We start from the raw sequence: 15,626 nt of genomic DNA, 5'->3' as shown, positions 1-15,626 counted from the left end.
GCAGTGCAACGCGGCTTTCGCTCACCGTTGCGAGGTCCCGTATAATACGTTTTCCTCATTCAGAGTCAAGTGATTATTTTCACTTTTCTCTGTCGGCATTCATCTCTGAACCCCGCTAACCCGGCGGCTTGCAAGCCGTTGTTCCGTGTCAGTGGAGGCGCATTATAGGGAGTTCTCAGACGTTGACAACCCCTCTTTAAAAAAAAACGTTCAACCGTCTCTTTTTTGCTCAAAACCGTGCTACAGCGCGAGTTTTTCGAGCGTTTCAAACCCATAACGGCGCAGAACGGGTAAAAGTTGCTCAGTCTCAGTTGTTAATGCCATACAAAAAGCGATATTCGCATCGGCAGATTTGGCATCCGGCGCTTCATGTTCCAGCAGCCAGGCAGTACGACGGGCAATAGCCGCACCGGAATCCACCAGACGCGTCCCCTCCGGCAGTACTTCTAACAATTCTTCCTGTAAGAGCGGAAAGTGAGTGCAGCCCAGTACGACGGTATCCGGAGGTTCCGGCATACGCAGCCACGGGCGAAGAATACGACGCAGCTCCTCAAGTGGCACCGTCTTGCCATGCAGCTTCGCTTCAGCCATCTCCACCAGCTCTGCTGAACCGAGCATCGCGATCTGGCATTCATTGGCAAAACGGTCGATAAGTTCACGCGTATAAGGGCGCTTCACCGTGCCGCGTGTTGCCAGCAGACCCACAATGCCATTCGCCGTCAGACGCGCAGCTGGCTTTATAGCAGGAACGACACCCACAACCGGGAACTGAAATTTTGCGCGCAAGGCTGGCAGCGATACCGTGCTTGCGGTATTACAGGCGATGACCGCCAGCGCCAGGGGATAACGCTGCTGTACCGCGGTGACGATTTCAACGACACGCTCAACAATAAAATCCTCACTCTTCTCCCCATAAGGGAAAGCGACGTTATCGAAGGCGTAGATATAATGGAGATCCGGCAGGAGATGCCGAATCTCATCATAGACCGAAAGCCCACCGACGCCGGAATCAAATACCAGCACGGTGGGACGCGGATTAGAAGGTGTAGCTGCCAGACAAGGTGTATTCCCGTCCTGCAGTTTGGTAGCCATAAACTGTCTCGTAATCTTTATCGAACAGGTTGGCTATTTTACCACGAACTGTAAGGTGAGAGGTGACAGGATATGAAACTGCGACATCCCACAGGCTTACCCCGCCCATTTTGACCTTCTGACTCGGCCAGGTACCGAAGTCGGTATCGTAGCGCGTACCCAGGTAGTGATAAGTCAGGCTCCAGTCAAAATCATAGATCTGGGTATCAAGCTGGTACTTCACCTGCTGCTTAGCACGGCGGTCCAGCAGCTGGTTGGTTGCCGCATTGCGGGCATCAACATAGTCATAACCGACAGTATGCATGACCGGGCCAGTATCAAACGAGGCAGTAGCTTCGACACCTTTAATACGTGCCTTGCCGACGTTGTAGAACTCCATTAGGTTATTGTTGAAGTCGATCAGGTTCTCAACATCGTTACGATAAGCCGACACACGCCAGTTCACACCTGCGGTAAGCCCCTCGAACGCACCTTCCCACTGCTTACTCTCTTCAGGCTCAAGACGGTCATTGCCGTAAGAGCCATAGAGTTGCCCCTGATTCGGTGCTTTATAGGCTGTGCCATAAGAGGCAATGAAACGATAACCGTCAATAAACTCCCAGCCTGCACTGCTCTGCCAGGTGCCGTGGCGACCAAACTGTGAGTTGTCGTCGCTGCGAACCGCCCCTTCCAGAGTGACCTCACCAAACTGCTGCAACCCGGTCAGGTAGACGCCCGTGTTGCGAATGTCGTAGGCATTCGACACGTAGTTGGTGTTAGGTTCAGTACTCTGCTTCTGCCAGTCGATACCCGCGCCGATATTACCGTGGCCCACGTCCACAGAGTTTGTCCACTGAACGTTGTACTGTTTGATTTCATCCAGCGTCGCCGTGGAGTCATAACGCCCAAGATGCGGATCGTAGTTAAAGTCCTTACTGTGGCTGTAACTGGAAAGCAATTGCGAATGGAAGATATCGTCGTTAAAGCGCACTCCGGCATCCCAGGTCTGGCTATATAACTGACGGGTATCAACAAGCACATTTGGATTGTAATAATTGTCATAGGCAGTACGGTTGCTGTAGCCATACCCGCGAACGAAGCCGCTCCATTGATCGGAGAACGCATGCTCAAGCGCACCGTAGATCGTTTTATTCATGTAGCCGTCACGATCGGTTTGCGGAACGCCGCCGTTGTTGCCGTCCGCCACCACGTCAAAGCCTTTGGTATACGTGTAATCACCAGCCAGCGTCACACGCGTGGAGTCACCCAGCGTCTGCTGCGTACTGCCGCCATAATTTTGGTAACCATGCGAGCCTACGCCTGCATTCAGAGTCGTACCGTCCTTGGCGCGGGTGGTAATGATGTTCACAACGCCACCAATCGCATCGGAGCCATACACCGCCGAACGCGGGCCACGAATGTATTCGATACGCTGCACCAGCGCGATAGGGAACTGGCTGAGGTCGGACGACCCCGTAACACCAGCCTGGTTAAGGCGGATCCCGTCGACGAGGATAAGAACATGGCTGGAGTTAGTGCCACGAATAAAGAGTGAAGAAGACTGCCCCATTCCGCCGTTTTGCGCGGTATCCACACCCGGCAGGCGGCGCATAACGTCGATAACGGTCGTGGATTGCCAGCGTTCAATATCATCACGCGTCACCACAGACGTGGGCGCCAGAACGGTATTAAGAGGTTGTTCAAAACGATTTGCTGTCACCACCAACGAGTCAGCGCTATCCTGCGCCCAGCCCGAAAATGCCGTGACGGACAACGCCGTCAACAGCGATACTTTTTTAATCATTGTTAAAGCATCCACAATATAAGAAGGATGCCGCAGGCCTCATCTATAGCACGCGATGATGAAACCAAATGCGACGTGATCCCGGCAGGTCTTCGGGCTAGGTGGCGTTATACGGATGAAGACTTCCCATTTTCACAGTGTCTACAACTCTCATCCCGCCAGTCTTTACCGCTGCGCGTCAGCTCCAGATTTCCACTGGATTCCCTTTTCACTCTCAGGAGACCGGAAACAGAATGCTACAATTAGACACGTATAGATGTCCAGATAGCTATTAGCCATTAAATCTGGACATCCACCGCACAATCCCTACAATCCCCGCGTAATTCTTTATCACTCAGGACGCATCATGACCCCCGAACACCTCCCGACAGAACAGTACGACGCACAGCTGGCAGAGAAAGTTGTCCGCCTGCAAAGTATGATGACGCCGTTCAACGCGCCCGTTCCTGAGGTGTTCCGTTCGCCCGTCAGCCACTACCGTATGCGCGCTGAGTTCCGCATCTGGCACGATGGCGACGACCTGTACCACATCATTTTCGATCAGCAGACCAAATCGCGTATTCGGGTAGACAGCTTCCCGGCGGCGAGTGAGTTGATTAACCAGCTCATGACGTTAATGATTGAAGGAGTCCGCAACAATCCTGTGCTGCGCCACAAGCTGTTCCAGATTGATTACCTGACCACCCAAAGCAATCAGGCCATTGTCTCTCTGCTGTACCACAAGGCGCTTAATGACGAGTGGCGCGAGCAGGCAGAAGCGCTGCGCGATGCGCTGCGGGCGCAAAACATCAACGTTCACCTGATTGGCCGCGCGACAAAAACCAAAATCATGCTGGATCAGGATTACATCGATGAGCGCCTGTCGGTGGCAGGAAAAGAGATGGTTTACCGTCAGGTAGAGAACAGCTTCACCCAACCTAACGCGGCGATGAACGTGCAAATGCTGGAGTGGGCGCTGAAAGCGACCGAAGGGTCAAAGGGCGATCTGCTTGAGCTGTACTGTGGGAATGGCAACTTCTCGCTGGCACTGGCGCGCAATTTCGAGCGCGTACTGGCGACGGAAATTGCCAAACCGTCCGTTGCGGCCGCGCAGTACAACATTGCCGCCAACCATATCGACAACGTGCAGATTATTCGTATGGCAGCAGAAGAGTTTACGCAGGCCATGAACGGTGTGCGCGAGTTTAACCGTCTTGAGGGGATCGATCTGAAGAGCTATCAGTGCGAGACGATTTTTGTCGATCCGCCGCGCAGCGGCCTGGACAGCGAAACCGAGAAGATGGTGCAGGCATACCCGCGTATTTTGTACATTTCCTGTAACCCGGAAACGCTGTGCAAGAACCTGGAAACATTAAGCCAGACGCACAAGGTTGAACGTCTGGCGCTGTTCGATCAGTTCCCGTATACCCACCATATGGAGTGTGGCGTCTTACTTACCGCACGGTAATGTTGTGCCGGATGGCGTTTCGCTTATCCAGCCTACACAACCCCACATCTTATTCTGGCAACTGGCTCTTGCGGCTGCGCATGCGAGAGCCGATCCAGAACACCAGCGCAACAGACAGTACTGCAGGGAAGAAGTTAGAGCCAATATCCGGGTACTCGGCGCGTACCACGGTGCTGTACAGCAACACGCCCAGAATAAAGCAGGCAGCGGCCAGACCCGGTAACCCAACCGGCATGGTGCGGTTCAGGTAACGCTGATGCAGGCAGTAAACTGTCAGCACCAGTGCGATGAGCGGGAAAATAGAGAAGGGTACGATTGAGCTAAAAATAGCGGCAAACGTGCCATTAATGGATAAGCCAGCGATCAATGCCAGCAACAGCGTCCCTTTATCCTGACCTGACTGTTTCATTACTCACCTTCACTCTCGGTTTGATGTGCCAGTTTCTCTTGTTCACGGCGATACCAGTAATATGCGCCTTTGGAGATCATCCGTAGCTGCAATACCAGTCGTTCTTCGAGCTGCTTACGTTGTTCAATGCTGACATCCAGCGCTTCGGCACCTGCGCTGAACACAATCGTCACCATTGCCTCAGCCTGCGCTTCTGTGAATGCACGCGGCATGTGGTTTTCGAGTTCAAGATAGTCGGCAAGTTCCGCAATGAAATGCTGAATTTCACGCGCGACAGCGGCACGAAATGCCGCTGACGTCCCTGAACGCTCGCGCAGCAACAGGCGAAAGGCGTTGGGGTTGTTGCCGATAAATTCCATGAAGGTCGACACGGAGGTGCGGATCACGCTGCCGCCTTTTGCGATACGCTGCCGCGCCTGGCGCATAAGCTGGCGCAGCATCAGCCCGCTCTCGTCGACCATGGTCAGACCCAGTTCATCCACATCACGGAAATGGCGGTAGAAGGACGTTGGCGCAATCCCGGCCTCGCGTGCGACTTCACGCAGGCTCAAACTGGCAAAACTCCGCTCAGCACTCAGTTGACTGAATGCGGCTTCCACCAGCGAACGCCGGGTTTTCTCTTTTTGTTGTGCTCTTACGCCCATCACGATAGTTGAATCCTTCCAAAGGCCTGATGGCACTATACCAGAGAATAAAATTAATCTGTTTGTCTGGCTTTGTGAATGATTGTTTACGCGCGCTTTGTGCTCCACTGCCGGAAAAAAGCACAACGATAATTGGGTTACTCTGGCAATGATGTTATGATTCTGTTGCTTTTATGTATAAGAACAGGTAAGCCTTGCCATGCCACATTCCTACGATTACGACGCAATAGTTATTGGTTCCGGCCCCGGCGGCGAAGGCGCTGCTATGGGACTGGTGAAACAGGGAGCCAGAGTAGCGGTTATAGAGCGCTACCATAATGTTGGCGGCGGTTGCACCCACTGGGGCACCATCCCTTCCAAAGCCCTCCGCCACGCCGTTAGCCGCATTATTGAATTTAACCAGAACCCTCTTTACAGCGACCACTCCCGACTTCTTCGTTCCTCTTTTGCCGATATCCTGAATCACGCAGATACCGTTATTAACCAACAGACACGAATGCGTCAGGGGTTTTACGAGCGTAACCACTGCGAAATTCTTCAGGGCAATGCGCATTTTGTGGATGAACACACGCTGGCACTGGAGTGTCACGATGGTTCGGTTGAAACCCTGACCGCTGAAAAATTTGTTATCGCCTGTGGTTCCCGCCCGTATCATCCGGCAGATGTGGATTTCTCACACCCGCGCATCTACGACAGCGATTCCATCCTCAGCCTGCACCATGAACCTCGCCATGTGATTATCTATGGCGCGGGGGTGATCGGGTGTGAATATGCGTCTATTTTCCGCGGAATGGATGTCAAAGTTGATCTGATTAACACCCGCGACCGCCTGCTGGCTTTCCTTGATCAGGAGATGTCAGACTCGCTCTCCTACCACTTCTGGAACAGCGGTGTGGTGATTCGCCACAACGAAGAGTACGAGAAAATAGAAGGCTGCGACGACGGTGTGATCATGCATCTGAAGTCTGGCAAAAAGCTGAAAGCCGACTGCCTGCTGTATGCTAACGGCCGTACCGGTAATACCGATTCACTGGCGCTGGAAAACATCGGTCTGGAAACGGACAGTCGTGGTCAGTTGAAGGTCAACAGCATGTACCAGACTGCCCTGCCGCATGTGTACGCGGTCGGTGACGTGATTGGTTACCCGAGCCTGGCATCCGCGGCTTATGACCAGGGGCGCATTGCGGCGCAGGCGCTGGTAAAAGGCGAAGCGACGGCGCATCTGATCGAAGATATTCCGACAGGGATTTACACCATTCCGGAAATCAGCTCCGTGGGGAAAACCGAGCAGCAGCTGACCTCCATGAAGGTGCCTTACGAAGTGGGTCGCGCCCAGTTTAAACATCTGGCGCGGGCGCAAATTGTGGGCATGAGCGTGGGAACGCTGAAGATCCTGTTCCATCGCGAGACGAAAGAGATCCTCGGTATTCACTGCTTTGGTGAACGCGCGGCGGAAATCATTCATATCGGCCAGGCGATAATGGAGCAAAAAGGGGGTGGTAACACCATTGAGTACTTCGTTAACACCACCTTTAACTACCCGACCATGGCGGAAGCCTATCGGGTCGCCGCGCTGAACGGTTTAAACCGCCTGTTTTAACGCGTTGTCAAAATGGCCATCCATCGCACCACGGATGGCCTCTGCCAGCTGCTCATAGCGGCTGCGCAGCGGTGATCCCGGGCGATAAACCAGCCCAATGGTACGACGCGGCTCTGGCTTAATGCACGGCAGGTAAACCACACCGTCACGTTTACGCTCGCGCGGCACGGCCAGCGCAGGCAGCAACGTAATACCACTTCCCGCCGCCACCATATTGCGCAGCGTTTCCAGGCTGGTTGCGCGGAAATGGGTATCTTCATCCGCACCCGCTTCAAAACAGAAGCCCATCGCCTGATCGCGCAGGCAGTGACCATCTTCCAGCATCAGCAGCTTTTCACCGGCAAGATCGGCCATTGGCACGCGATCGCGGTTCGCCCACGGGTGATCTTCGTAGATCGCCAGCATCATCGGCTCGTCAAACAGCGGCACTTCGATAAAGGCTTCGCTCTCTTTTACCAGCGCCAGAATGGCGCAGTCGAGCTTGCCGCTATCTAACTGTGCCAGCAGCTGATGGGTTTGCGCTTCATGCAGATACATTTCGAGTTTCGGGAACGTCTGGTGCAGCATCGGAATGATGTGCGGCAGAAGGTACGGACCAACGGTTGGGATCAGGCCAATATGCAGCGGGCCGGACATGGTCTCCCCTTGCTGACTTGCCATTTCCTTGAGCACTTTGACCTCGCGCAGCACGGTGCGCGCCTGATCCACCAGCAGCAAACCCGCCTGAGTGAACAGCACTTTACGACTGGTGCGCTCCAGCAGCATCACGCCCAGCTCATCTTCCAGCTTGCGGATCTGACCGCTCAGCGTAGGCTGGCTGACGTGGCAGGAATCTGCCGCACGGCGAAAGTGGCGATGCTCGGCTAACGCTACCAGGTATTCAAGATCACGAATATTCATTATTCATCCTCCGTCGCCACGATAGTTCATGGCGATAGATAGCATAGCAACGAACGATTATCCCTATCAAGCATTCTGTTGAATAATACACCACATAGACGAGGCGGCACGGGTTTGACCCTTGACGTCCCCGCACCGTCAGCGAGTTTCTCTCAAAACTCGAACAACTAAAGCCAACGTGAACTTTTGCGGACCCCGTGGTCCGCATTTTTTTTGCGTAAAAAAGCCCGGGGGTAAAAGCAAAATGGCAACCGAAGTTGCCATTTTTAGTGTTTGCTCCCTCTCCCTGTGGGAGAGGGCCGGGGTGAGGGCACCAGCCCGCACAAATCAAACCAACCGGTTTTTCGCGTCCGCAATCGCCTGCGCCACCTGCTTCGGCGAGACTCCACCTTTCGCCGCACGCTTATCCAGACATGACTGCAACGAAAGAATCGGATACACATCCTCCCCGATCACCGCACTGAATTTCTGCAGGTCGGCAAGCGCCAGATCTTCCAGCGGTTTCCCCTGACGAATCGCTTCCACGACCGCTTCGCCCACAATATGGTGTGCTTCACGGAACGGTACCCCTTTCGCCACCAGGTAATCCGCCAGTTCGGTCGCGTTTGCATAACCCTGCTGCGCCGCTTCCTGGCAACGCGGACGTTTCACCTGAATGCCGTCCAGCACCAGCGCGCCCATATGCAGGCAGTCCAGCCAGGTGTCGAGCGCGTCGAACAGCCCTTCTTTGTCTTCCTGCATATCTTTGTTGTACGCCAGCGGAAGCCCTTTCAGGGTCATCATCATGCCGGTCAGCGCGCCCTGCACGCGGCCACACTTACCGCGGATCAGCTCCAGCGCATCCGGGTTTTTCTTCTGCGGCATCAGGGAAGAGCCGGATGTCACACGGTCAGACAGCTCAACAAATCCGGCTTCGCCAGAGTTAAAGAAGATCAGGTCTTCGGCAAAGCGTGACAGGTGGACCATGCCGATAGAGGCATTCGACAGCAGTTCCAGCACGTGGTCACGGTCAGAGACGCTGTCCAGGCTGTTACGGGTGGCAGAGGCAAAGCCCAGCCAGCCTGCCAGCTGCTCACGGTCGATTTCATATGCCGTACCCGCCAGTGCACCGCTGCCCAGCGGGCTGACGTCCAGACGCTTCAGGGTATCCTGCAGACGGCTTTCATCACGCGCCAGCATCTCGACATAGGCCAGACACCAGTGGGCAAAGGTTACCGGCTGCGCGCGCTGCAGGTGGGTATAACCCGGCATCACCGCGTCCTGGTTGTTCTGCGCCGTTTCCACTAGTGCGCTCTGCAGCTGACGGTTAGCCGCCAGCAGTTCGCCAACGGTATCTTTACACCACAGTTTCAGATCGGTGGCGACCTGATCGTTACGGCTACGGCCGGTATGCAGCTTTTTACCCAGCTGGCCGACTTTGTCGATGAGCTTCCCTTCCACCCAGCTGTGAATATCTTCGGCATCGCTCTGCAGGATTTGCTGCGGATCCAGACGCACTTCTTCCAGCAGATTATTGAGCGCCTCTTCCAGTTGCAGCTGTTCCTCTGCGGTCAGCACGCCTACCGTCACCAGCGCTTTGGACCAGGCCACAGAGCCGACGATATCCTGTTCGGCCAGGCGGTAGTCGAAGCGCAAAGAGTCGTTGAACTGTTTGAACCGTTGATCCGCTGCCTGTGTAAAACGCCCACCCCAAAGTGCCATAACATGCTTCCTTAATATCTTTGAATTTCATTGCCCGGTGGCGCTGCGCTTACCGGGCCTACAAAACATTAAATCGATTACGCAAGAATACGCGTGCCAATCGGCGTGCCGTTAAACAGCGCCGGAAGTTGTTCCGCGTGACGCCAGGAGGCGATATCCACCGGGCGACCGAGCGTACGGGCGGCATCCAGTGCCGCATTTACTTTGACGATCATCCCGTCGGTAATAATGCCCTGGGCGATCAGCTGTTCGGCTTTTGCCGCGGTCATTTCCGCAATGCGCTGACCTTTGCCGTCCAGAATACCGCTCACGTCGGAGAGCAGGATCAGGTCCGCACCCAGCGTTGCCGCCAGTGCCGTTGCCGCCTGGTCCGCATTCACGTTCATCAGCTCACCTTCTTCGGTCACCCCGATAGAGCTCACCACCGGCAGGAAACCGCCTTCCAGCAACGTGTTAATCAGCTTAGGCGAACCTGGCTGCGCCAGTCCAACGTGGCCGAGCTCTTCATCGAGCTGGGTCACTTTAACGCTGTCGCCATCGCCCAGATAGAGGCCAACGGAGGCAATGTGGTGTTTCTTCGCCCAGGACAACAGGGTTTTATTCGCCGTACCTGCCAGCGCACCGGTGATGATGTCAATCTGGTCGGCAGGCGTCACGCGCAGGCCATTTTTCTTTTTCACCGGCAGGTTGAGCCCTTTCATCAGCTCATCCACCACGCAGCCGCCGCCGTGGACAATCACCAGCGGACGTTGATGTGATTCGCGATAGTTAACCAGCGCGGTAAAAAGACGCTCCAGCGCTTCTTCGCTGTCCAGCAGTACACCACCGAGTTTGATAATTAATGGGTTCATCATCACACCTTAAATAAGAGCCTGCGTTTCCGGGAAACCGAAACGAATATTTGCACATTGCATTGCCTGAGCGGCAGCGCCTTTGAGTAAGTTATCTTCTGCGGCCACCACGATCAGATGCTCGCCCTGCACGGCAAAGCCGATATCGCAGAACGGCAGGCCAACCACGTTTTTCAGGGCGGGCACGCCTTTGTCATACAGACGCACCAGCGGTTTATCCGCATACGCCCGAGTAAAGACCTCGCTCACCTGCGCTTTGGTCACACCCGGTTTCAGGCGGCAGGTAATGGTTTCGAGGATCCCACGCGGGAAACTGCCCAGATGCGGCGTAAAGATGACATCCGCACCCAGATGGGTGGTGATTTCCGGATGATGGCGGTGATTAAACACGCCATACGGCTGCAGGCTAACTTCGCAGAAGCTGTTAGAGATAGCGGCCTTGCGTCCGGCACCGCTGACGCCACTGGTGGCGTTGATCACCGGCCACTGATTCAGATCCAGCAGGTCTGCGTCGATCAGCGGCTTCAGAGAAAGCTGTGCGGCCGTCGGGTAGCAGCCCGGGACGGCAATCAGATCCGCTTCTTTCAGCTTGTCTGCGCTCCACTCCGCCAGCCCATACACGGCTTTTGCAAGCAGGTCCAGGTGCTGATGGGTGAAGCCATAATATTTTTCGTAGAACGCGCCGTCGTTAACACGGAACGCGCCGGAGAGGTCGAACACTACGCAACCGGCCGCCAGGAATTGCGGCGCCAGGTCATGACTGACCTCGTGCGCGGTGGCCAAAAACACCACGTCGACGCCGTCAGTGAACTCGCTGATGTCAGACATCGGCTGCAGCGGCAGATCGACAATGCCCCTAAGCTGCGGATGCAAATCGGAAATTAACTTTCCTGCATCATTGCTTTGCGCTGACACGGTCAAAGCGGTTATGGTCATATGTGGATGGCGATTCACGTAGCTTACAAGCTCTGCGCCCGCATAACCGCTAGCGCCTACAATCAGCGTATTCAACATCGGGTTCCTTTATGCTCAACGTTAATGTATTTTTATTCACATTTATTGCATGAATATTGATACTATCACGACCTAAGGTGTGTCAACAATGAAAATGAACTTACCGCCATTTATCGAGATTTACCGCGCCCTGATTGCCACACCCTCCATCAGCGCGACCGAAGAAGCGCTGGATCAGAGCAATGAGTCTTTAATCAATCTTCTGGCGGGTTGGTTTAGCGATCTTGGCTTTAACGTTGAGGTTCAGCCTGTTCCCGGAACACGCCATAAATTTAACCTGCTCGCCAGTACCGGACACGGCGCAGGCGGCCTTCTGCTGGCCGGTCATACCGACACAGTGCCCTTTGATGATGGCCGCTGGACCCGCGACCCATTTACCCTGACCGAGCATGACAACAAACTCTACGGGCTGGGCACGGCCGATATGAAAGGCTTTTTCGCCTTTATCCTTGACGCGCTGCGTGACGTGGACGTGACCAAACTGAAAAAGCCGCTCTACATTCTGGCGACCGCCGACGAAGAGACCAGCATGGCGGGGGCACGTTACTTCTCAGAAAACACCTCTATTCGCCCGGATTGCGCCATCATCGGTGAGCCAACGTCATTACAACCGATCCGTGCGCATAAGGGCCATATCTCCACGGCGGTGCGCGTGATGGGCCAGTCCGGCCACTCCAGCGATCCGGCGCGTGGCGTCAACGCCATTGAGCTGATGCACGATGCCATCGGCCGCATCATGACTCTGCGCGACGAACTGAAAGAGCGGTACCACTACGACGCCTTCACCGTGCCGTATCCGACACTGAACCTCGGCAGTCTGCACGGTGGTGATGCTTCCAACCGTATCTGCGCCTGCTGTGAGCTGCACATGGACATCCGTCCGCTGCCGGGCATGACGTTAAGCGATCTCGACGGTTTGCTGACCGAAGCGCTGGCCCCGGTAAGTGAACGCTGGCCAGGTCGCCTGACGGTGTCTGAGCTGCATCCGCCGATCCCGGGTTATGAATGTCCACCGGATCATCAGCTGGTTGAGGTGGTGGAAAAACTGCTCGGCGAGAAAACCGATGTGGTGAACTACTGCACCGAAGCGCCGTTTATTCAGACGCTGTGCCCGACGCTGGTACTTGGCCCTGGCTCCATCAACCAGGCGCACCAGCCGGATGAATATCTGGAAACCCGTTTTATCAAGCCAACCCGCGAACTGATTACCCAGGTCGTGCATCACTTCTGCTGGCATTAAAACCGCACCGATTAGTCCCCTCTCCCGGTGGGAGAGGGTTAGGGTGAGGGCAACAAATCCCGCGATCTCCGTCACATTCCCATAAGCATCTCTTATCTGACGCAATGCGAATTAAATTTCGTAAATTGCCTGCATTTATTCGTTTGCTGAACCGTTTTCGCAGCAATTGACGACGGGGGTTTTACGTGGCTTTATAAAGGGAGATGACAAAATAATGTCCAGAAGATTTTCGCATGGGCATAAACAAAAATGATGGGGTGACTGGGTTTTTATGAACGAACAATATTCCGCGTTGCGTAGTAATGTCAGTATGCTCGGCAAAGTGCTTGGAGATACCATCAAAGATGCGTTGGGGGAAAACATCCTCGACCGCGTTGAAACCATCCGCAAGCTGTCTAAATCTTCCCGTGCCGGTAACGAAGCGAGTCGTCAGGAGCTGCTCACCACCTTGCAGAACCTCTCTAACGATGAGCTGCTGCCTGTTGCACGCGCATTCAGCCAGTTCCTGAACCTGGCAAACACGGCTGAGCAATACCACAGCATTTCGCCAAACGGCGAAGCTGCCAGCAACCCGGAAGTCATTGCCCGTACGCTTCGTAAACTCAAAGACCAGCCAAACCTCAACGAAGCCACCATCAAAAAAGCGGTGGAATCCCTTTCGCTGGAGCTGGTGCTGACCGCCCACCCAACCGAAATCACCCGTCGCACCCTGATCCACAAAATGGTCGAAGTGAACAACTGCCTGAAGCAGTTGGATAACAAAGACATTGCCGACTACGAACGTAACCAGCTGATGCGCCGTCTGCGCCAGCTGATTGCTCAGTCCTGGCACACCGATGAAATTCGTAAGCATCGCCCAAGCCCGGTAGACGAGGCCAAATGGGGCTTTGCAGTGGTGGAAAACAGCCTGTGGGAAGGCGTTCCGAACTACCTGCGTGAGCTGAACGAACAGCTGGAAGCGAACCTGGGCTACCGCCTGCCGGTGGATTTTGTCCCGGTACGCTTTACCTCCTGGATGGGCGGCGACCGTGACGGTAACCCGAACGTGACGGCGGAAATCACCCGCCACGTGCTGCTGCTGAGTCGCTGGAAAGCCACCGATCTGTTCCTGAAAGACATTCATGTGCTGATCTCCGAGCTGTCGATGGTGGAAGCGACGCCAGAACTGCGCGCGCTGGCCGGTGAAGAAGGTGCCAGCGAGCCGTATCGTTTCCTGATGAAAAAACTGCGTAGCCAGCTGATGGCGACCCAGGCCTGGCTGGAAGCACGCCTGAAAGGCCAGCGCCTGCCGAAGCCAGAAGGTCTCCTGAGCCAGAACGAACAGCTCTGGGAGCCGCTATACGCCTGCTATAAATCACTGCAGGCCTGTGGCATGGGCATCATCGCCAATGGCGAACTGCTCGACACCCTGCGCCGCGTGAAGTGTTTTGGCGTGCCGCTGGTGCGTATCGACGTGCGTCAGGAGAGCACCCGCCATACCGAAGCGCTGGGCGAACTGACCCGCTATCTCGGCATCGGCGACTATGAAAGCTGGTCTGAAGCCGACAAACAGGCCTTCCTGATCCGCGAGCTGAACTCTAAGCGTCCTCTGCTGCCACGCAACTGGGAGCCAAGCAACGAAACCCGCGAAGTGCTCAACACCTGTAAAGCGATCGTTGATGCGCCGAAAGGATCGGTGGCCGCCTATGTGATCTCCATGGCGAAAACCCCGTCCGACGTGCTGGGCGTTCACCTTCTGCTGAAAGAAGCCGGTATCGACTACGCTCTGCCTGTAGCGCCACTATTTGAGACCCTCGACGACCTGAACAACGCCAACGACGTGATGACCCAGTTACTCAATATCGACTGGTATCGCGGCTTTATTCAGGGCAAACAGATGGTGATGATCGGCTATTCCGACTCAGCAAAAGATGCAGGCGTGATGGCCGCCTCCTGGGCGCAGTATCAGGCGCAGGACGCCCTGATCAAAACCTGCGAGAAAGCCGGTATTGAGCTGACCCTTTTCCACGGTCGCGGTGGCTCCATTGGTCGCGGCGGTGCGCCAGCGCACGCGGCACTACTGTCACAGCCGCCGGGAAGCCTGAAGGGCGGGCTGCGCGTCACCGAACAGGGTGAGATGATCCGCTTCAAATACGGTCTGCCGGAAGTGACCATCAGCAGCCTGTCGCTTTATACCAGTGCGATTCTGGAAGCGAACCTGCTGCCACCGCCAGAGCCGAAAGCGTCCTGGTGCCATATCATGGACGAGCTGTCGGATATCTCCTGCGATCTGTACCGCGGCTACGTGCGTGAAAACAAAGATTTCGTGCCTTACTTCCGCTCTGCAACGCCAGAGCAGGAGCTGGGTAAACTGCCGCTGGGTTCACGTCCGGCTAAGCGTCGCCCAACCGGCGGTGTGGAGTCTCTGCGTGCGATCCCGTGGATCTTCGCCTGGACGCAAAACCGTCTGATGCTGCCAGCCTGGCTGGGTGCCGGTGCGGCGCTCCAGAAGGTGGTGGAAGACGGTAAACAGAGTGAGCTGGAAACCATGTGCCGCGACTGGCCGTTCTTCTCTACCCGTCTGGGTATGCTGGAGATGGTCTTCTCGAAAGCTGACCTGTGGCTGGCGGAATATTACGATCAGCGTCTGGTGAAGCCTGAGCTGTGGGCACTGGGTAAAGAGCTGCGCGAGCTGCTACAAGGCGACATCAAGGTGGTGCTGGATATCGCTAACGATTCCCACCTGATGGAAGACCTGCCGTGGATTGCCGAGTCTATCCAGCTGCGTAACATCTATACCGACCCGCTGAACGTTCTGCAGGCAGAGCTGCTGCACCGTTCGCGTCTGGCGGAAGAAGAAGGGAAAGAGCCGGATCCACGCGTTGAACAAGCGCTGATGGTGACGATTGCGGGCGTTGCAGCGGGTATGCGTAACACCGGTTAATGCTCACTGCCCGGCGGCGCTT

At 55.4% G+C, this 15,626-nt stretch carries 12 protein-coding genes and 1 riboswitch; of the genes, 4 read left to right on the top strand and 8 right to left on the bottom strand.

Annotated features, from left to right (window positions below; translation table 11 throughout):
- Window positions 1-240 precede the first annotated feature (240 nt).
- Together murI and btuB are read right to left on the bottom strand one after the other, a co-directional pair.
- On the bottom strand, window positions 241-1,092 hold the full coding sequence (gene murI, locus EKN38_RS20855) for a glutamate racemase (RefSeq protein WP_014833737.1): 852 nt from the start codon (window positions 1,090-1,092) through the stop codon (window positions 241-243).
- Window positions 1,037-2,875, bottom strand: coding sequence for a TonB-dependent vitamin B12 receptor BtuB (gene btuB / locus EKN38_RS20850; protein WP_063426701.1), 1,839 nt, complete (start codon window positions 2,873-2,875; stop codon window positions 1,037-1,039). Before btuB ends, murI begins: the two co-directional genes overlap by 56 nt.
- Before the next feature lie 65 nt (window positions 2,876-2,940).
- Window positions 2,941-3,117, bottom strand: a riboswitch (cobalamin riboswitch).
- 104 nt (window positions 3,118-3,221) lie between these two features.
- Here btuB and trmA point away from each other — a divergent pair.
- Window positions 3,222-4,322 carry a tRNA (uridine(54)-C5)-methyltransferase TrmA gene (gene trmA, locus EKN38_RS20845; protein WP_014833739.1) on the top strand — a complete coding sequence of 367 codons (1,101 nt, stop codon included), beginning with the start codon at window positions 3,222-3,224 and terminating at the stop codon, window positions 4,320-4,322.
- Between the two features lie 49 nt (window positions 4,323-4,371).
- Here the strand turns inward: trmA and EKN38_RS20840 are convergent, their stop codons facing one another.
- Window positions 4,372-4,731 (bottom strand): YijD family membrane protein, encoded by a 360-nt coding sequence (locus tag EKN38_RS20840; RefSeq protein ID WP_008501783.1) that lies wholly within the window; start codon window positions 4,729-4,731, stop codon window positions 4,372-4,374.
- Window positions 4,731-5,378 (bottom strand): HTH-type transcriptional repressor FabR, encoded by a 648-nt coding sequence (gene fabR, locus EKN38_RS20835; protein WP_080019579.1) that lies wholly within the window; start codon window positions 5,376-5,378, stop codon window positions 4,731-4,733. The genes EKN38_RS20840 and fabR overlap by 1 nt, the downstream gene beginning before the upstream one ends.
- A gap of 196 nt (window positions 5,379-5,574) precedes the next feature.
- Between fabR and sthA the strand changes: the two genes are divergently transcribed.
- A complete protein-coding gene (gene sthA / locus EKN38_RS20830) occupies window positions 5,575-6,975 on the top strand; it encodes a Si-specific NAD(P)(+) transhydrogenase (RefSeq protein WP_014833741.1) in 1,401 nt (466 codons plus the stop codon).
- On the opposite strand, the gene oxyR is transcribed toward sthA, so the two are convergent.
- The 4 genes from oxyR to argC all read right to left on the bottom strand — a co-directional run bounded on the left by oxyR (window position 6,958) and on the right by argC (window position 11,441).
- Window positions 6,958-7,875, bottom strand: coding sequence for a DNA-binding transcriptional regulator OxyR (gene oxyR, locus EKN38_RS20825; RefSeq protein ID WP_014833742.1), 918 nt, complete (start codon window positions 7,873-7,875; stop codon window positions 6,958-6,960). The two genes, sthA and oxyR, sit on opposite strands and share 18 nt — an antisense overlap.
- Window positions 7,876-8,202: 327 nt before the next feature.
- On the bottom strand, window positions 8,203-9,576 hold the full coding sequence (gene argH / locus EKN38_RS20820; RefSeq protein ID WP_014833743.1) for an argininosuccinate lyase: 1,374 nt from the start codon (window positions 9,574-9,576) through the stop codon (window positions 8,203-8,205).
- 77 nt (window positions 9,577-9,653) lie between these two features.
- Complete coding sequence (gene argB / locus EKN38_RS20815) at window positions 9,654-10,430, bottom strand: acetylglutamate kinase (RefSeq protein WP_020686923.1); 777 nt, start codon at window positions 10,428-10,430, stop codon at window positions 9,654-9,656.
- A 6-nt stretch (window positions 10,431-10,436) separates the two neighbouring features.
- Complete coding sequence (gene argC, locus EKN38_RS20810) at window positions 10,437-11,441, bottom strand: N-acetyl-gamma-glutamyl-phosphate reductase (RefSeq protein WP_014833744.1); 1,005 nt, start codon at window positions 11,439-11,441, stop codon at window positions 10,437-10,439.
- Between the two features lie 88 nt (window positions 11,442-11,529).
- Here argC and argE point away from each other — a divergent pair, with 88 nt between their 5' ends.
- Together argE and ppc are read left to right on the top strand one after the other, a co-directional pair.
- Complete coding sequence (argE, locus tag EKN38_RS20805; protein ID WP_013099301.1) at window positions 11,530-12,681, top strand: acetylornithine deacetylase; 1,152 nt, start codon at window positions 11,530-11,532, stop codon at window positions 12,679-12,681.
- Between the two features lie 271 nt (window positions 12,682-12,952).
- Window positions 12,953-15,604, top strand: coding sequence for a phosphoenolpyruvate carboxylase (gene ppc / locus EKN38_RS20800; protein WP_014833745.1), 2,652 nt, complete (start codon window positions 12,953-12,955; stop codon window positions 15,602-15,604).
- Window positions 15,605-15,626: the final 22 nt, after the last annotated feature.

The organism is Enterobacter sp. WCHEn045836 (assembly GCF_003965585.1).
Lineage (GTDB): Bacteria > Pseudomonadota > Gammaproteobacteria > Enterobacterales > Enterobacteriaceae > Enterobacter > Enterobacter dissolvens.
The sequence above is the reverse complement of the archived record's forward strand: the minus strand, read 5'-3'. Positions and strand labels throughout refer to the sequence as shown.